We start from the raw sequence: 16478 nt of genomic DNA, 5'->3' as shown, positions 1-16478 counted from the left end.
GCATGATGCACAAAGCCACCTTGCGGTGGCTTTGCCTAAGGTTTTAAACGGTCAGTTGGTGTAGATCGGGCCCACGCCCAGCCCCCACACGATCACGGTAAACGCCATGATCGCTACCAGTACCACCAGGCCCACGGCCAGTACCGAGCTGGAAAATAGAAAGCCTTCATCCGGGTCGATGTTCATGAAGGTCGGCAGCCCCACATAGAGCAAATACACTGTGTAACAGATGGCCGCCGTACCCACGACCATACCCAGCCACATATGCGGATAAAGCGCGGCCAGCCCACCGATAAACAGCGGCGTAGCGGTGTAGGTGGCAAAGGCCACGCAGCGCGCCATGCTGGGGTTGGCGTCGTAGGTGCGCGCCATCCAGTGAATGAACGCGCCCATCACCGCCACGCCGCCCAGCATGGCGGCGTAGGACATGATGGTCATCCACAAGGCGCTTTCCTGGGTCAGCATCACGGGCGCACGGTTGCCGATGACCCAGCCAACCTGGGTGGTGCCGATAAAGGCGGAAACGGCGGGGATCGCCGCAAGAATCAAGGTGTGAGTGAGGTACATGTGGCCGATGCTTTCTTCTTTATCGCCACGGATTTCCCGCCATTCCTGGTCGGGATGGGTAAACAGCCCCACGACGTGATGGATCATGCCAGTCACTCCTGTCGTTATTACCATCGCCCCCCATCGGAGCGCCCACGGGCCAAATGGCCTCAAAGGTCTGGATAGATGTGCGACCTCTAGTCGCAGTATAGGAAGTGATGACCGGAATAACTGTAGGGCCTTTAGAGCAAATTGCGCTGTAAACATTGGGCTTAATCGCGGTGGGGTCTTTTACCGCTAGCCCTTTTGATGGTTTTTTTGCGTAAAATACCCGGCTTTTCGTCACACACCTCTAGCGGATCCAAGCGCCATGGGCACTCTTACGGTCAACCAGAACAAACTGCAAAAACGCCTGCGTCGCCTGGCCGGTGAAGCGGTCGCCGATTTCAACATGATCGAGGACGGCGACAAGGTCATGGTCTGCCTCTCCGGTGGCAAAGACAGTTACACAATGCTCGACGTGCTGCTGCACCTGCAAAAGGTCGCTCCGATCAAGTTCGAGATCGTCGCCGTCAACATGGACCAGAAACAACCGGGCTTCCCCGAGCATGTGCTGCCGGCCTACCTCAAGGAGCTGGGCGTCGAGTACCACATCGTCGAGAAAGACACCTACTCGGTGGTCAAGGAGCTGATTCCGGAAGGCAAGACCACCTGCTCGCTGTGCTCGCGCCTGCGCCGTGGCACGCTGTACACCTTCGCGGATGAAATCGGCGCGACCAAGATGGCCCTGGGTCACCACCGCGACGATATCGTCGAGACCTTCTTCCTCAATATGTTCTTCAACGGCTCGCTCAAGGCCATGCCGCCCAAGCTGCGTGCCGATGACGGGCGCAACGTGGTGATCCGCCCGCTGGCGTATTGCAACGAGAAGGACATCCAGGCCTACTCCGACTTCAAGCAATTCCCGATCATTCCGTGCAACCTGTGCGGCTCCCAGGAAAACCTGCAGCGCCAGGTGGTCAAGGAAATGCTGGTGGATTGGGAGCGCAAGACCCCAGGCCGTACCGAAAGCATCTTCCGCAGCTTGCAGAATGTGCAGCCGTCGCAGTTGGCCGACCGCAACCTGTTCGACTTCACCAGCCTGAAAATTGATGAAACCGCCACCTCGCGCTTCGTCAACGTAGTGAACCTCTGAGCCATTTCAACGCTCTGACACACGGCGCTCGCGGGCGCCGTTTTCAATTCAACTGCCAGGAGAGGGCATGCGCGATTACAAGTGGCTGCACGAATACTGTCTGAACCGCTTCGGTTCGGCGGCCGAGCTGGAAGCCCATCTGCCTGTAGCCAAGACCCCGGCGCAATTGCGCAAGATCAGCGATGATCGCTACCTGTCGACCCTGGCGCTGCGCGTGTTTCGTGCGGGCTTGAAGCACAGCGTGGTGGATGCCAAGTGGCCGGCGTTCGAAAAGGTGTTTTTCGGCTTCGACCCGGAAAAAGTCGTGTTGATGGGCGCTGAGCATCTGGAGCGCTTGATGCAGGACACCAGCATCATCCGTCACCTGGGCAAGCTCAAGAGCGTGCCGCGCAATGCGCAGATGATCCTCGACATCGAGCAGGAGAAGGGCAGCTTCGGCGCGTTTATCGCCGACTGGCCGGTGACCGATATCGTCGGGCTGTGGAAGTACCTGAGCAAGCATGGCCATCAGCTTGGCGGGCTGTCAGCGCCGCGCTTCTTGCGCATGGTTGGCAAGGACACCTTTGTGCCGAGTTATGACGTGGTGGCGGCGCTGAACGCGCAGAAGATCGTCGACAAGGCACCCACCAGCCTGCGCGACCTGGCGACGGTGCAGGGCGCATTCAACCAGTGGCATGCCGAGAGCGGGCGGCCGATGTGCCAGTTGTCGATGATGTTGGCGTACACCGTCAATCACTAACCGCTTTTACTGTGGCAAGCCCGCTCGCCACTACGCTAGGTTATTCAGTCAACCGCCGATTCAACTGATGCCGCCACCGCACATACAACAACGCCGTACAAAACACCGCCAGACTCGCCAGCATCTCCAGCACCCCGAACCACTGCCGGTTCGGGTCATAGGCCGCCAGCGCACCTTTGATGAAATACAGGTTCACCACAAAGCACATCCACGAATGCCCGCGCGCGCTGCCCAACAGCATGCCCGGCGCCAGCACCAGCAACGGCACCAGCTCGATCAGCAGGATCACCCACGGCCGCGCGCCATGCAGGTCGGCGACGAACAGGTAATACACGCACAGCAGACCCACCAGGCCAAAAAACGCCAGCAGGCTCGCCACGCGTGCCAGCTTGACCCGTGGCTCCAGCCACGCCTGGGGTGGCAGGACCTTAGGCTTTCTGGCCACTGCCGCTCTCCAGCAAGGTAGCGGTCGTTGCCAGGCGCAGCCCAAGGGCACGGCACAGGGCGATTTCATGTTGATCGAGCATGCGCTTGCCGTCGGGGCCGGCGTGATGGCTGGCGCCATACGGGGTGCCACCGCCCTGGGTGTCGAGCAAGGCCTGTTCGCTGTAGGGCAGGCCCGTGATCAGCATGCCGTGGTGCAGCAGCGGTAGCAGCATCGACATCAACGTGGTTTCCTGACCGCCGTGCAGGCTGGCGGTGGAGGTGAACACCCCGGCCGGCTTGCCGACGAGGGCGCCGGTGAGCCATAGGTTGCTGGTGCCGTCGATGAAATACTTGAGCGGCGCTGCCATGTTGCCGAAACGGGTCGGGCTGCCGAGGGCCAGGCCGGAGCAGTGCTTCAGGTCATCCAGGCTGGCATACAGTGCGCCTTCGTCCGGAATGCTCGGTGCCACGGCTTCGCACTCGGTGGAGATCGCCGGCACGGTGCGCAGTCGCGCTTCCATGCCGCCTTGCTCGATGCCCCGGGCGATCTGCCGGGCCATTTCGCTCACCGAGCCATTGCGGCTGTAATACAGCACCAGCACATAGGGCGACGTCACGGCAGGATCTCCAACACGTTTTCCGGCGGACGGCCAATGATGGCTTTGTCGGCGGTTTCCAGGATCGGGCGTTCCATCAGCTTTGGATGTTCGGCGATGGCCGCAATCAACTGGGCTTCGCTGAGGCTGGCGTCGGCCAGGTTGAGGGCCTTGTATTCATCTTCACCGGTGCGCAGCAGTTGGCGGGCACTGATGCCCAGCTTGCCCAGCAGCGCCTTTAATTGCGCGGCGTTCAGCGGGGTTTCAAGGTAGCGCACCACGTTGGGGGTGAGGCCGCGGGCTTCCAGCAGTTCCAGCGCACCGCGGGATTTCGAGCAGCGCGGGTTGTGATAAAGCGTCAGATCGGTCATGTGCGGGTCGCATCTTGCGTAAGGTGGCGGGTATTCTACCCGCGCAGCGACCTGTCCTTAAACCGTAAGAGGCGATAGGTCGCAGCCAACGTTCATTTTTGCGAAGGATTACCCCATGACAAGGCGACTGATCGGTGCATTGGCGATCATCACAACCCTGCTGCTCAGCGGCTGCGGTAACGATTACGGCGTTGACCAATATGGCAAGAAGGTGGCTGCCGAACGCTTGGACAAGCAGTGGCTGGTGGTCAACTACTGGGCCGAATGGTGTGGCCCGTGCCGCACGGAAATCCCCGAGCTCAATGCCTTGGCCGACCAACTGAAGGCGCAGAACGTGGGCGTCTTTGGAGTGAACTTCGACAACGTGCAGGGCGAAGAGCTGAAAGCCGCCAGTGACAAGCTGGGCATCAAGTTCACGGTGCTGGCGCAGAACCCGGAAGAGATTTTCGATATCCCGCGCAGCGAAGCCTTGCCGGTGACCTACATCATCGATGACAAGGGCAAGGTACGTGAGACGTTGATGGGCGAGCAGACGGCGGAAGGGGTGCTGGCCAAACTCAAGGCGTTGCGCGGATAACAAAATGGGAGGGGTTTTGCCCCTCCCATCGATCAGCCTTCTTCAAGCCATAAACGAATCGGCTTGCCCTCGGCCGGCCAGAAACGCGTCTGTTCGATCGGCGAGATGTCCCAACGTTGCACACCTTGCAGGGCCTGGAAGAAGCGGTGTTCCTGCTCCATCAAGGCCTCGGCGCAGAGTTTGCGGGTGCTGCCGATCTGGCCGAAGCTGAGCTTTTCGCCGTCGACGGTGTAGGGCGCGAACCAGTGGTTGCAGCCGCCGTTGCCGTAGGCACGGCCATCGGCGCCGAGCGTAACGGTCAGGTGCGCGTAGTCCATCAGCGGCCGTTCACCAATCCATTCCACCACATAGCTGTGATCCTGCTTGAGCTTGACCGCATCCCCGGCGCAGCCCGTCAGGGCCGCTCCGACGGCGGCGAGCAGAAGCAGGCCTTTCATTGCGCGGCCTTTTGGCATTTAGGGCAGCGGTGCTTGTCGCCCTCGCTGGCCCAGCCCAATTCGGCAATGCGCGCGTTGGCGGCCGGTTGCAGCGGTTCTTTGGTCAGCTTGGTTTCCACCGCGAATTCAAACTCCAACACGGCCTCGCAGCTGTCGCAGTTGACCTTCCAGGTGTGAATCTCCAACTCGCCGAACTTCGGCCCTTGGGCCATGGCGACCCATTGGCCCGCCGGGCGGATGGAATAGCGCGCATCACCTTCGACGGTGAGGCGCATCGACAGGGTTTTACTGCCGCGCAGGGAGACGATCAAGATGTCGCCATGCTTGATCGAGCCACCGTTGCCGGTGACTTGGTAACGGCCCGGCACCAGGGCGCGGCATTCGATCAGGGTGTGTTGCGGGCTCAGCAAACTGAAGCGGAAATCGTGTTCGGCCATGGATCCTCCAAATAGGCGCGGCATCCTATCACGGGTGCTGGCTCATCATGAGCCTGGTATGTGACCGCTGATCATCCTTCGACGAGGTTCTGCGCCTGCCCATCGGCCCAGGCGGCAATGTTGGCCAGGGTGGTGCCGGCAATCGCGGCCAGGGCTTCGCGGGTGAGGAACGCCTGGTGGGCTGTGATGATCACGTTGGGGAAGGTCAGCAGGCGCGCGAGCACGTCGTCCTGCAGGGGCAGGTCGGAGCGGTCCTCGAAAAACAGCTGGGCTTCTTCTTCATACACATCCAGCCCCAGATAGCCGAGTTGGCCGTCCTTGAGCGCTTCGATCAGCGCCGGGGTGTCGACCAGCCCACCGCGGCCGGTGTTGATCAGCATCGCGCCCGGCTGCATCTGTGCCAGGGAGCGGGCGTTGATCAAGTGTTTGCTGTCAGCGGTCAGCGGGCAATGCAGGCTGATGATCTGCGCCTGGGCCAGCAGTTCGGGCAGGCTCACGTAGCGCGCGCCCAGGGCCTGCACCTGTACGTTAGGGAAGGGGTCATAGGCGAGCAACTGGCAACCGAAGCCGGCCATGATTTTGGCAAAAGTGGCGCCGATCTGCCCGGTGCCGACCACGCCGACAGTCTTGCCTACCAGATCGAAGCCGGTGAGGCCGTGCAGACTGAAATCACCGTCGCGGGTGCGGTTATAGGCGCGGTGCAGGCGACGGTTGAGGGCGAGGATCAGCGCGACCGCATGTTCGGCCACCGCATGGGGCGAATAGGCCGGCACGCGCACAATGGTCAGGCCCAGGCGCTTGGCGGCGGCCAGGTCCACATGGTTGTAGCCCGCCGAGCGCAGCGCGATCAACCGCGTGCCGCCCTTGGCCAGGTGCTCCAGGACCGGGGCGCTGAGGTCGTCGTTGATAAAGGCGCAGACCACTTCGTGGTGTTCGGCCAGGGCCACGGTGTCGAGGTTGAGGCGGGCGGGCTGGAACTGCAGTTCCAGGCCGGGCGGCAAGGGTTCGCCGAGAAAACTGTCGCGGTCGTAGGTTTGGCTGCTGAAAAGAATGACGCGCATCAAAGGCTTCCTTTTTGATGAGTTCAGGCGTTGACCCGCGCTTCACTGGCGAGTCGGGCGATGGCCATGTCCAGTTCGTCCAGGGCATGCTGGGCCTTGGCGTCGTCTTGCTTGAGCAAGGTTTCGGCGCGGTGGCAAGCAGCCCGCAGTTGCGGTACGCCGCAATAACGGGTGGCGCCATGCAGGCGGTGCACGCGCTCGATCAGGGCGTTGTTGTCGTTGGCGTCACGGGCAAGGGTGATAGCCAGGCGGTCGGCCTCCAGGGAGGCGAGCAACATGGCGAGCATGTCCGCCGCGAGATCTGCCTTGCCGGCGGCCAGGCGCAGGCCTTCTTCATGGTCAAGCACAGGCAGTTGCACGCCAGGGCCAAGACCATCTGTTGCCCTTTCCGGGCCTTGATTGCGCAGGGCCAGGCCGGTCCACTTCAACACCACCTGGGCCAGTTGCCGCTCGCTGATGGGTTTGGTCAGGTAATCGTCCATGCCGCTTTGCAGCAAGGCGCGTTTTTCGTTGGCCATGGCGTGGGCGGTGAGGGCGACCACCGGCAATGGCGTGCCGCTGCGTTCGCTTTCCCACTGACGGATCGCCTCGGTGCTCTGGCGGCCGTCCATGCCGGGCATTTGCACGTCCATCAGCACCAGGTCGAAGGTGTCCTGTTTTACGGCGTCGATGGCGGCATACCCGCTTTCCACGGCGCGCACCCGTGCGCCCATGTCCTCCAGCAGCGTCTGCACCAAGAGCAGGTTTGCCGGGTTGTCGTCCACGCACAACACGCGCGGTGCACGGCTGGACAATGGTTCGCCCGGTTCGCTGCGTGACGGGCGCGGGCTGATCAGGTCGGACAGCGCGCGACGCAACTTGCGCGTACACGCGGGCTTGGCCTGCAATTGGCTGTTGGGGTTGGGCACGGACTGGTTGAACAGCATCTGCTCGGTGGTCGGGCACAGCACCAGCACCTTGCAGCCCAGGTGTTCGAGGTCCCACAGGTGCTGGTTGAGGCGCTCGGGCGGGATGTCATTGGCGGTGACGCCGAGTACCGCAAGGTCGATGGCCTGCTCGGTCTGGTGGGCGCTGGTGATGCCGTTGGTCAGGCTTTCCAGGCTGTTGAACGGTGTGACTTCCAGGCCACAGTCTTCCAATTGATGTTGCAGCGCCTGGCGTGCCAGTTCGTGGTTTTCCAGGACCGCGACGCGATGGCCCAGCAAAGGTGCGGAAGGCAAGTCTTCGACATCGTCGCGGGTCTTGGGCAGGTTCAGGCTGATCCAGAATTCCGAGCCTTCGCCTGGCGTGCTGTCGACGCCGATTTCACCGCCCATCTGCTCGATCAGGCGTTTGGAAATCACCAGGCCCAACCCCGTGCCGCCAGGTTGGCGCGACAGGGAATTGTCGGCCTGGCTGAAGGCCTGGAACAACGCGCGCACGTCTTGGCTGGACAGGCCGATGCCGGTGTCCTGCACACTGATGCGCAATTGCACGCTGTCTTCTTGCTCGTCCTCGATCATCGCACGGGCGACGATAGTGCCTTCGCGGGTGAACTTGATCGCGTTGCTGATCAGGTTGGTGAGGATCTGCTTGAGGCGCAGCGGGTCGCCCACCAGCGCCAACGGCGTGTCGCGGTACACCAGGCTCACCAGTTCCAGCTGCTTGGCATGGGCGGCGGGGGCGAGGATGGTCAGGGTGTCTTGCAGCAAGTCGCGCAGGTTGAACGGGATGCTGTCGAGCACCAGCTTACCGGCCTCGATTTTCGAGAAGTCGAGGATTTCGTTGATGATGCCCAGCAGGTTGTCGGCGGATTTTTCGATGGTGCCCAGGTAATCGAGCTGGCGCGGGGTCAGCTCGCTTTTTTGCAGCAAATGGGTGAAACCGAGAATGCCGTTGAGCGGCGTGCGGATCTCGTGGCTCATGTTGGCCAGGAATTCCGACTTGATGCGGCTGGCCTCCAGGGCCTCCTTGCGCGCCAGGTCCAGCTCGATGTTCTGGATCTCGATGGTTTCCAGGTTCTGGCGTACGTCTTCGGTGGCTTGGTCGATGCTGTGTTGCAGTTCTTCCTGGGCGTTCTGCAAGGTCTCGGCCATGCGGTTGATGCCCGAGGCGAGTTGGTCCAGTTCCTGGCTGCCCAAGGGTGGCAGGCGGGTTTCCAGGTTGCCGTCCTTGAGCTGGGCCACGGCTTGCTTGATCTGGCCGATGGGCGAGTTGATCGTGCGGCTGATGCGCAGGGCCAGCGCTGCGGTGCAGATCAGGCCGATGGCGATCAGTAACAGGCTGGCGAACAGGCTGCGGTAGCCACGCAGCAGCATGCCGTTGTGGGACAGTTCCACCTCGACCCAGCCCAGCAGGCGGTCGGCTTCATCCGGGATCAGGTCGCCCGCGAGGTTGCGATGGCGGCCAAACACCGGCAGCAAATAGCGGGTGGCGTCATTGCCAGTGCGCTGCAATAAATGGGAGCTGTTGCCAACCGGCGGCTGGTTGAGCATGGTCGGGCCGGCGTGAGCGAGGGGCGCGCGGTCTGGGCCGAGAAAGGACACGGCACGCACGTCCGGCTGTTCCAGGGACTGAGTGGCGATGCGTTCGAGCAAATCGGTGTTGCGCGCACTGAGGGCGGGCGCGACCAGGGGCGCCAACTGTTCGGCGATCATTTCACCGCGTTGCAGCAATTGGGTCTGCAGTTCCGAGAGCTGCATCCAGGTGAAATAGCCGCCCAGCAACGAGGCCATCAGGCTGGTCGGTAATAAGGTCAGCAACAGTACGCGGCCTTTTATCCCCATTCTTGTCAGCACGCCACTCTCCTGCTACCACATTGATATCTACGGAATTGCGCGGGCATCCGGCCCGCGCCACCTGCGCAGTGTAGCCATTTGCGCGGCGAGGAATCTTGCAAATTAATGACATACGGCAATCTTGAAGGCATTTGGCGGCCAGTGGCGATTGCCTGCGGCGGGGTTATCTTGAATAATCAGTCATTGAGAATGACTTGCAGATACTAATGAATCCCGTAGCAATTGGCCTGCCCAGTATCCTGACCATCGAAGATGACCCCGTGCTGGGCGCCTATGTCCATGAGCACCTGGGGCGCTGTGGTTTCCACGTCACCTGGTGCCAGAACGGCCAGCAAGGCCTGCAGATGGCGCGCGATCAGGTATTCGACGTGGTGTTGATGGATATTTTGCTGCCGGGGCTGGATGGGTTGTCGATCCTCACCCATCTGCGCCAGAGCCATTCGATCCCGGTGATCCTGATGTCGGCACTCGGTGCCGAGGCTGATCGCATCAGCGGTTTTCGCCTGGGCGCCGATGACTACCTGCCCAAGCCGTTCAGCATGATCGAGTTGCGCGTGCGCATCGAGGCGATCCTGCGCCGTGTCGCGTTGGACCGACGCCCCTTGCCGAGCCTGGCGCCCGCACGTGGCGATGCCCGCACCCTGCGTTTTGACGATGAACTGTGCGATGTCTTCCACCTGGACCACTGGGCTGGCCTGACCCGCAGTGAATATCGCCTGCTGGAAACCCTGCATCGCAACGCGGAAGAAGTCCTCAGCAAACCCTTCCTTTACCAGCATGTGCTGCAACGCGGTTACGCGCCCCATGACCGCAGCCTGGACATGCATATCAGCCAGATCCGCCGCAAGCTCAGGGCCATCGGCTACACCGAGCGCGAAGTGCGCACGGTGTGGGGCAAGGGCTATGTGTTGAGCGGTGCCGATGACAGCCTTTAAACGGCCCTTTAAACGCCTGCCGGGCAAGCACTCGTTATTCTGGAAGCTGGCCTGCCTGCTGATCGCCTTCTGTTTGCTGATGATCTGGCTCAGTTGGTCGTGGGGGCGATACATGGAGCAGCAGAACGCCTACCTGTCCGATGAAGCGCGGATCACCTTGAGTGGCTACGCGGTACGTGCGGAACAGGCATGGAACCGAGGCGGCAATGCGGGCGTCGATGCGTGGCTGCAGGAGATGGGCAAGCGCGAAAGTACCTGGATCGGTGTGATCGGCAATGACTTGCAATCGCTGAGTAGTTACCCGCTGACCGATAAGGAAAGCCAGCGCCTGACCTTTCTGCGTGGCCTAGACTGGCCGGTGAGCCGGCATACCAAAGGACTGCCGTGGCTGAAAATCCCGTTTCCCGCCGACCCCAGCGCGGGTTCGCTGGTGATCGAATTGCCACAGCGTTTCATGCCGGGACGCTATCAACTGTTCTGGCGGGTAGTGACCAATGGTGTGATTCCCGGTCTGTTTACGCTGTTGCTGTGCGTCGGTCTGTATCGGCTGCTGATCATGCCCCTCAATCAATTGCGCGAGCAGGCCAACGCCTGGCGGGCCGACCAGTTGAATACGCGGCTGTCCCACGACGCCACCAGTCGTCAGGATGAGTTGGGCGAGTTGGGCCGCGCGTTCGACCATATGTCCGAGCGTTTGCAGGGCACTGTGGTGTTGCAGCAGCAACTGCTGCGAGACATGTCCCATGAACTGCGCACACCGCTGAGCCGCCTGCGGGTGGCCTGTGACAGTGAGCAAGACCTGACGCAACTGCGCGAGCGGCTCGGCCGTGAGATCGACGCCATGCAGCGCCTGGTGGAAGACAGCCTGCAACTGGCCTGGCTGGACACCGAACGGGCGCCGCTGCCCCAGGAAGATATCCAGCTTCAGGCACTGTGGGACATGCTGCGCGAAAACGCATGTTTCGAGAGCGATTGGCCTGCACCGCGCCTGCCGTGCCTGCTCGGCCCGGAGTGCTGGGTGCGGGGCAACCTGAATGCGTTGGCCCAGGCCCTGGAAAACATCCTGCGCAATGCCATTCGCCACTCACCCGTGGGCGGTGTGATCAGCCTGGATGGGCGTCGCGAAGGTGACTATTGGCATGTGTGGCTGGAGGATCAGGGCGGCGGGATTGATGACGGGGACCTGGAACGGATCTTCGCACCGTTCACGCGCCTGGACGGATCACGCCCCGGCGATGGTGGCTTCGGGCTTGGGCTGAGCATCGCGCGCAATGCCGTGCAGCGCCAGGACGGCAGCCTGTGGGCGGAAAACACCGGAAAAGGGCTGCGCGTACATCTGCGCCTGCGGGCTTGCTAGGCGCGACGCTGTTTGCGTTTTTTCCATTGGTGGGCCACCCACCAGCGCCAATAACCCATGGTCAGGCAATACGCTATCGCACCCAACACCAGCCCCAGCACCACTGAACCCAGCAGGAATGGCTGCCATAACGTGCTCAATTGGCCGCTGATCCATTCCCAGGTCAGGTCATCCGGCAGGCTGCGCGGCGGCACATTCATCAGCCAGGCGCCAGTCATGTAGGTGCAGATAAACACCACCGGCATGGTGATGGGGTTGGTCAGCCACACCAGGCTGACCGCGATGGGCATATTGCCGCGCACGGTGATTGCCAGCACGGCCGCCAGCAGCATCTGCAACGGAATCGGGATAAATGCCGCGAACAAACCCACGGCCATTGCGCGTGCGACCGAGTGCCGGTTCAGGTGCCAGAGGTTCGGGTCATGCAGCAAAGTGCCGAGAAACTGTAATGACTTGTGTTCCCTGATACTGCTGGGGTCAGGCATGTACCGTTTGAATAAGCGCCGGGGCATAAGGGGTCCAGGTCAGTTCGAGGGGCAAGTATGCCCGCATTCTATAAACAGAAAATTCAGACTTTGTGACAAAACATCATAGGCCGTGCTGGGTATCCGGCTAAGACTGAGTGGATCACTGGAAAAGGATGATCCATGAGGACAGGGATGTGCGCGTTTGCGCTGGGGTTGCTGGCCTTGCGCTTTTTACCGGCATTGCCGACGACCGGTTGGCTGATTGCCTTGCTGGTGCTGGCCTTGATGTTGTTGCCGTTTCGCACGTATCCCTTGGCGTTTTTCCTGTTCGGGCTGAGTTGGGCGTGCATGAGTGCGCAGTGGGCGCTGGATGACCGCCTCAGGCCGGTGTTGGATGGCCAGACGCGCTGGGTAGAAGGACGGGTTACCGGTTTGCCTCAGCAAACGGGTGATGGCGTGCGCTTCGTGCTGACCGACAGTCGGTCGCGTAATGCCCGGTTGCCCAAGCGTATCCGGGTGTCCTGGCATGGCGGGCCGCCCGTGCGCAGTGGCGAACGCTGGCGCCTGGCAATCACCCTGAAACGGCCGTCCGGGTTGCTGAACTTCCATGGGTTTGATCAGGAGGCCTGGTTGCTGGCCCAGCGAATTGGCGCCACAGGCACGGTAAAGGACGGAGAACGCCTGGCACCGGCTGCCAATGCCTGGCGCGACGGTGTGCGTCAGCGCTTGCTTGCGGTGGACGCCCAGGGCCGGGAAGCAGGCCTGATTGCCCTGGTGTTGGGCGATGGCTCTGGATTGACCGCCGCTGATTGGCAGGTGCTGCAGGACACAGGAACGGTGCATTTGCTGGTCATCTCCGGCCAGCATATCGGTTTGCTCGCGGGTTTGATCTACGGTTTGATCGCCAGCCTGGCGCGCTATGGGTGCTGGCCCCGAAGCTGGCCGTGGTTGCCGTGGGCCTGTGGGTTGGCGTTCACCACGGCGCTGGGTTACGGCTTGCTGGCTGGGTTTGGCGTGCCGGTGCAGCGCGCCTGTGTGATGGTCGGGTTGGTGTTGTTGTGGCGATTGCGCTTTCGTCATCTGGGGCTGTGGTGGCCTTTTTTGCTGGCGCTCAATGGGGTGTTGGTGCTGGAGCCGTTGGCCAGTTTGCAGCCGGGGTTCTGGCTGTCATTTGCGGCGGTGGCGGTGCTGATCCTGGCGTTTGGTGGCCGTCTGGGGCCGTGGAGCCTGTGGCAGGCGTGGACCCGGCCGCAGTGGTTGATTGCCATCGGGTTGTTTCCGGTCTTGTTGGTGTTGGGGTTGCCCATCAGTCTGAGCGCACCGTTCGCTAACCTGGTGGCGGTGCCATGGATCAGCCTGGTGGTATTGCCGCTGGCTTTGTTGGGCAGCGCATTGCTGGGGCTGCCCTTCGTGGGTGAAGGATTGCTGTGGTTGGCGGGTGGGGCACTGGATGTCTTGTTCAAGGGCTTGGCGTGGCTCGCCGGGCAAATGCCCGCCTGGATTCCGGCCGAAGTGCCGATGGGCTATTGGCTGGTGAGTCTGCTGGGGACCGTGCTGCTCCTGCTGCCAAAGGGTGTTCCATTTCGTCTGCTCGGATTGCCGATGCTACTGTTGGCGGTGTTTCCCCCGCGAGAATTGGTCCCTCATGGACAAGTAGAGGTCGTGCAACTGGACGTCGGCCAGGGCCAATCGCTGATTCTGCGCACCCGTCATCACACCTTGCTCTACGACGCCGGCCCGCGCTCCGGAAGCTTTGACCTGGGCGCGCGCGTTGTCCTGCCGTCGTTGCGAAAACTCGGGGTAGGGGAGCTGGATATGCTGTTGCTCAGCCACGCCGATGCCGATCATGCCGGTGGTTCGGCAGCCGTTGCCAAGGGCATGCCGATCAAGCGCGTGGTGGGCGGGGAAACTGAAGGCTTGCCGTCATCGCTCGGCACCCAACCTTGTGTCAGCGGCGAGCGATGGACCTGGGACGGCGTGACCTTCGAACTCTGGCAGTGGCCGGACGCCATCAGCGGCAACGCGAAGTCCTGCGTCTTGCAGGTGCAGGCCAATGGCGAGCGCCTGCTGCTGACCGGTGATATTGACCGCGCTGCCGAACACGCCTTGCTCGCGTCACCCCTGGCGGTGCGCACTGATTGGCTGCAAGCGCCGCACCATGGCAGTCGCAGCTCATCGTCCTGGCCCTTTGTGGAACGGCTTGCTCCGCGATCCGTGCTGATCTCGCGAGGGCGCCACAACGCGTTCGGCCATCCTCATCCACAGGTGATGGAACGCTACCGGCGGTTGGGCAGCCAGGTGTATGACAGTGCCGAGCAGGGCGCCGTGCGTCTGCAGTTGGGGGCTTTTACGCCGCCGGTTGTTGCGCGCAGTCAGCGCAGGTTCTGGCGCGAGCGGTTACCTTAGGCGCGGCCGATGGGGTCTGTGGTCAACGCACCTATATGGTAAAGTGGCGCACTTTTTCGAGGGGACATTCACTGTGTGGGAATTGGTCAAATCCGGCGGCTGGATGATGTTGCCGATCATCATGAGCTCTATCGCCGCACTCGGCATCGTCGCCGAACGCCTGTGGACCCTGCGCGCCAGCCGCGTGACCCCCGAGCATTTACTGGGGCAGGTCTGGGCCTGGATCAAGAACAAGCAGCTCGACAAGGAAAAGCTCAAGGAACTGCGCGCCAATTCCCCGCTGGGTGAAATCCTCGCCGCTGGCCTGGCCAACTCCAAGCATGGTCGCGAGATCATGAAGGAGTGCATCGAGGAAGCCGCCGCCCGCGTCATCCATGAACTGGAACGCTACATCAACGCCCTCGGCACCATCGCCGCCATGGCGCCGTTGCTCGGCTTGCTCGGCACGGTGCTGGGCATGATCGATATCTTCAGCTCGTTCATGGGCTCCGGCATGACCACCAACGCAGCCGTGCTGGCCGGTGGTATTTCCAAGGCGCTGATCACCACGGCTGCCGGCCTGATGGTGGGTATCCCTTCAGTGTTCTTCCACCGTTTCCTGCAACGTCGCATCGATGAGCTGGTGGTGGGCATGGAGCAGGAAGCCATCAAGCTGGTGGAAGTGGTGCAGGGCGACCGTGACGTGGACCTGGTTGGGGGCAAAGCGTGAAATTTCGCCGCAAGCAACGGGAAAACGTCGATATCAACCTCGCATCGCTGATCGACGTGGTGTTTATCCTGCTGCTGTTTTTTGTCGTCACCACCACCTTCACCCGGCAGACCGAGCTGCGCGTCGACCTGCCGGAAGCCGTGAGCGGTTCGCCGGCCGAAGACCAGCAAGTCAAGCAACTGGACATCGCCATCAGCGCCGACGGGGTGTTTTCGGTAAATAACCAGTTGCTTGAGAAAAACGACTTGGCCAGCCTGATGGACGCCTTGCAGAAAGAGTCCGGCGGCGACACTAAGCTGCCGCTGTCGATCAGTGCCGATGGCAAGACCCAGCACCAGGCCGTGATCACTGCGATGGACGCTGCCGGCAAGCTCGGTTTCAGCCATTTGCGCATGACCACCGTCGAGGCGGCGGGCCAACCCTGATGGCCCTGTCCGATCGTTTGCTCAAGGCCTGGTACGAGGGCCATCCGGCACTTGCGCTGTTGCGGCCGCTGGAGTCCTTGTATCGCCGGGTGGTGCAGGGCAAGCGTGCTCGCTTCCTGGCGGGAGAGGGCGAGATCTATCAATCGCCGGTGCCGGTGGTGGTGGTCGGTAATATCACCGTGGGTGGCACCGGCAAGACGCCGTTGATCCTGTGGCTGATCGAACACTGCCGACGCAGCGGCTTGCGCGTGGGTGTGGTCAGCCGGGGTTATGGGGCCAAGCCGCCGCAGTTGCCCTGGCGGGTCGAAGCCAGCCACAGCGCCGACGTGGCCGGCGATGAGCCGCTGTTAATCGTACAGCGCTGCGGCGTGCCGTTGATGATCGACCCCGATCGCAGCCGTGCGGTCAAGGCGCTGCTGGCCAGCGAAACCCTCGACCTGATCCTTTCCGACGACGGCCTGCAGCACTACCGCCTGGCCCGTGACCTTGAACTGGTGCTGATCGACGCCGCCCGTGGCCTGGGCAACCGCCGTTGCCTGCCGGCCGGGCCGTTGCGTGAGCCGGTGGAGCGTCTGCAGAGCGTCGACGCGTTGCTGTACAACGGCGCCGCCAGTGATCGAGACGAAGGCTTTGCTTTTTGCTTGCAACCCACCGCGCTGGTCAACCTGCTGACCGGCGAACGGCAGCCGGTGGATCATTTTCCAGCCGGCCAGCAGGTGCACGCGGTTGCCGGCATCGGCAACCCGCAACGTTTCTTCACTACCCTTGAAACGCTACACTGGCAGCCGATACCCCATGGCTTTGCCGACCACGCGACCTACAGCGCCGAGGTCCTGAATTTTACGCCGTCATTGCCGCTGGTCATGACCGAGAAGGACGCGGTGAAGTGCCGCGCCTTTGCCCAGCCCGACTGGTGGTACCTTGCGGTGGATGCGCTGCCGTCGCCGGCGTTCGTCGCCTGGTTCGACACGCAGCTGATGCGTCTGCTGCCTGCCCGTCTTTTGCCTTAAACCGCTG

General features: G+C 62.1%; 18 protein-coding genes. 9 read left to right on the top strand and 9 right to left on the bottom strand.

The genetic code is table 11. The features are described from left to right. Positions 1–51: 51 nt before the first annotated feature. On the bottom strand, positions 52–654 hold the full coding sequence (locus tag H096_RS03465; RefSeq protein ID WP_016977555.1) for a Yip1 family protein: 603 nt from the start codon (positions 652–654) through the stop codon (positions 52–54). A 262-nt stretch (positions 655–916) separates the two neighbouring features. Here H096_RS03465 and ttcA point away from each other — a divergent pair, with 262 nt between their 5' ends. Together ttcA and H096_RS03455 are read left to right on the top strand one after the other, a co-directional pair. Further along, positions 917–1741, top strand: a complete 825-nt coding sequence (ttcA, locus tag H096_RS03460) for a tRNA 2-thiocytidine(32) synthetase TtcA (protein WP_033896808.1) — start codon at positions 917–919, stop codon at positions 1739–1741. A gap of 67 nt (positions 1742–1808) precedes the next feature. Then, positions 1809–2480, top strand: a complete 672-nt coding sequence (locus H096_RS03455) for a DNA-3-methyladenine glycosylase I (protein ID WP_028616779.1) — start codon at positions 1809–1811, stop codon at positions 2478–2480. 40 nt (positions 2481–2520) lie between these two features. Here the strand turns inward: H096_RS03455 and H096_RS03450 are convergent, their stop codons facing one another. Genes H096_RS03450 through arsC form a run of 3 tightly spaced genes read right to left on the bottom strand, consistent with a single transcriptional unit; the run spans position 2521 to position 3873 of the window. Next, entirely contained in the window at positions 2521–2925 is a 405-nt protein-coding gene (locus H096_RS03450) for a DUF2069 domain-containing protein (protein ID WP_033896807.1), read from the bottom strand. Then, complete coding sequence (gene wrbA / locus H096_RS03445; RefSeq protein ID WP_028616777.1) at positions 2909–3523, bottom strand: NAD(P)H:quinone oxidoreductase; 615 nt, start codon at positions 3521–3523, stop codon at positions 2909–2911. The genes H096_RS03450 and wrbA overlap by 17 nt, the downstream gene beginning before the upstream one ends. After that, positions 3520–3873 carry an arsenate reductase (glutaredoxin) gene (gene arsC / locus H096_RS03440; protein WP_028616776.1) on the bottom strand — a complete coding sequence of 118 codons (354 nt, stop codon included), beginning with the start codon at positions 3871–3873 and terminating at the stop codon, positions 3520–3522. Before arsC ends, wrbA begins: the two co-directional genes overlap by 4 nt. A 115-nt stretch (positions 3874–3988) precedes the next feature. Here arsC and H096_RS03435 point away from each other — a divergent pair, with 115 nt between their 5' ends. Further along, positions 3989–4450: a TlpA disulfide reductase family protein gene (locus H096_RS03435; protein WP_033896806.1), complete on the top strand. Its 462-nt coding sequence runs from the start codon at positions 3989–3991 to the stop codon at positions 4448–4450. Between the two features lie 32 nt (positions 4451–4482). On the opposite strand, the gene H096_RS03430 is transcribed toward H096_RS03435, so the two are convergent. From H096_RS03430 to H096_RS03415, 4 genes are all read right to left on the bottom strand, one after another. Beyond that, positions 4483–4887: an META domain-containing protein gene (locus tag H096_RS03430; protein ID WP_033896805.1), complete on the bottom strand. Its 405-nt coding sequence runs from the start codon at positions 4885–4887 to the stop codon at positions 4483–4485. Next, positions 4884–5324, bottom strand: coding sequence for a hypothetical protein (locus H096_RS03425; protein WP_033896804.1), 441 nt, complete (start codon positions 5322–5324; stop codon positions 4884–4886). The genes H096_RS03430 and H096_RS03425 overlap by 4 nt, the downstream gene beginning before the upstream one ends. Positions 5325–5395: 71 nt before the next feature. Further along, complete coding sequence (locus tag H096_RS03420; protein ID WP_033896803.1) at positions 5396–6385, bottom strand: 2-hydroxyacid dehydrogenase; 990 nt, start codon at positions 6383–6385, stop codon at positions 5396–5398. 23 nt (positions 6386–6408) lie between these two features. Next, entirely contained in the window at positions 6409–9162 is a 2754-nt protein-coding gene (locus H096_RS03415) for a response regulator (RefSeq protein ID WP_033896802.1), read from the bottom strand. 206 nt (positions 9163–9368) lie between these two features. Between H096_RS03415 and H096_RS03410 the strand changes: the two genes are divergently transcribed. Together H096_RS03410 and H096_RS03405 are read left to right on the top strand one after the other, a co-directional pair. Further along, positions 9369–10097 carry a response regulator transcription factor gene (locus H096_RS03410; RefSeq protein WP_033896801.1) on the top strand — a complete coding sequence of 243 codons (729 nt, stop codon included), beginning with the start codon at positions 9369–9371 and terminating at the stop codon, positions 10095–10097. Continuing rightward, complete coding sequence (locus H096_RS03405) at positions 10084–11454, top strand: sensor histidine kinase (RefSeq protein WP_033896800.1); 1371 nt, start codon at positions 10084–10086, stop codon at positions 11452–11454. The genes H096_RS03410 and H096_RS03405 overlap by 14 nt, the downstream gene beginning before the upstream one ends. On the opposite strand, the gene H096_RS03400 is transcribed toward H096_RS03405, so the two are convergent. Then, on the bottom strand, positions 11451–11966 hold the full coding sequence (locus H096_RS03400; RefSeq protein ID WP_033896799.1) for a DUF2062 domain-containing protein: 516 nt from the start codon (positions 11964–11966) through the stop codon (positions 11451–11453). The genes H096_RS03405 and H096_RS03400 overlap by 4 nt on opposite strands. Positions 11967–12101: 135 nt before the next feature. Here H096_RS03400 and H096_RS03395 point away from each other — a divergent pair, with 135 nt between their 5' ends. From H096_RS03395 to lpxK, 4 genes are all read left to right on the top strand, one after another. Continuing rightward, positions 12102–14327 carry a DNA internalization-related competence protein ComEC/Rec2 gene (locus tag H096_RS03395; RefSeq protein ID WP_241495478.1) on the top strand — a complete coding sequence of 742 codons (2226 nt, stop codon included), beginning with the start codon at positions 12102–12104 and terminating at the stop codon, positions 14325–14327. A gap of 73 nt (positions 14328–14400) precedes the next feature. Continuing rightward, positions 14401–15036 (top strand): MotA/TolQ/ExbB proton channel family protein, encoded by a 636-nt coding sequence (locus tag H096_RS03390; RefSeq protein ID WP_033896796.1) that lies wholly within the window; start codon positions 14401–14403, stop codon positions 15034–15036. Next, entirely contained in the window at positions 15033–15461 is a 429-nt protein-coding gene (locus tag H096_RS03385; RefSeq protein WP_010209650.1) for a biopolymer transporter ExbD, read from the top strand. The genes H096_RS03390 and H096_RS03385 overlap by 4 nt, the downstream gene beginning before the upstream one ends. Next, positions 15461–16471: a tetraacyldisaccharide 4'-kinase gene (lpxK, locus tag H096_RS03380; RefSeq protein ID WP_033896795.1), complete on the top strand. Its 1011-nt coding sequence runs from the start codon at positions 15461–15463 to the stop codon at positions 16469–16471. The genes H096_RS03385 and lpxK overlap by 1 nt, the downstream gene beginning before the upstream one ends. The last annotated feature ends 7 nt before the right edge of the window (positions 16472–16478 follow it).

This window comes from Pseudomonas sp. FH1 (assembly GCF_000510895.2).
GTDB lineage: Bacteria > Pseudomonadota > Gammaproteobacteria > Pseudomonadales > Pseudomonadaceae > Aquipseudomonas > Aquipseudomonas azotoformans_A.
The sequence above is the reverse complement of the archived record's forward strand: the minus strand, read 5'-3'. Positions and strand labels throughout refer to the sequence as shown.

Bases quoted from the DNA above. Each gene is read 5' to 3' on its own strand.
- H096_RS03465 (WP_016977555.1), bottom strand. From the start codon at position 654: ATGATCCATCACGTCGTGGGGCTGTTTACCCATCCCGACCAGGAATGG.
- ttcA (WP_033896808.1), top strand. From the start codon at position 917: ATGGGCACTCTTACGGTCAACCAGAACAAACTGCAAAAACGCCTGCGT.
- H096_RS03455 (WP_028616779.1), top strand. From the start codon at position 1,809: ATGCGCGATTACAAGTGGCTGCACGAATACTGTCTGAACCGCTTCGGT.
- arsC (WP_028616776.1), bottom strand. From the start codon at position 3,873: ATGACCGATCTGACGCTTTATCACAACCCGCGCTGCTCGAAATCCCGC.
- H096_RS03435 (WP_033896806.1), top strand. From the start codon at position 3,989: ATGACAAGGCGACTGATCGGTGCATTGGCGATCATCACAACCCTGCTG.
- H096_RS03430 (WP_033896805.1), bottom strand. From the start codon at position 4,887: ATGAAAGGCCTGCTTCTGCTCGCCGCCGTCGGAGCGGCCCTGACGGGC.
- H096_RS03425 (WP_033896804.1), bottom strand. From the start codon at position 5,324: ATGGCCGAACACGATTTCCGCTTCAGTTTGCTGAGCCCGCAACACACC.
- H096_RS03420 (WP_033896803.1), bottom strand. From the start codon at position 6,385: ATGCGCGTCATTCTTTTCAGCAGCCAAACCTACGACCGCGACAGTTTT.
- H096_RS03410 (WP_033896801.1), top strand. From the start codon at position 9,369: ATGAATCCCGTAGCAATTGGCCTGCCCAGTATCCTGACCATCGAAGAT.
- H096_RS03405 (WP_033896800.1), top strand. From the start codon at position 10,084: ATGACAGCCTTTAAACGGCCCTTTAAACGCCTGCCGGGCAAGCACTCG.
- H096_RS03400 (WP_033896799.1), bottom strand. From the start codon at position 11,966: ATGCCCCGGCGCTTATTCAAACGGTACATGCCTGACCCCAGCAGTATC.
- H096_RS03395 (WP_241495478.1), top strand. From the start codon at position 12,102: ATGAGGACAGGGATGTGCGCGTTTGCGCTGGGGTTGCTGGCCTTGCGC.
- lpxK (WP_033896795.1), top strand. From the start codon at position 15,461: ATGGCCCTGTCCGATCGTTTGCTCAAGGCCTGGTACGAGGGCCATCCG.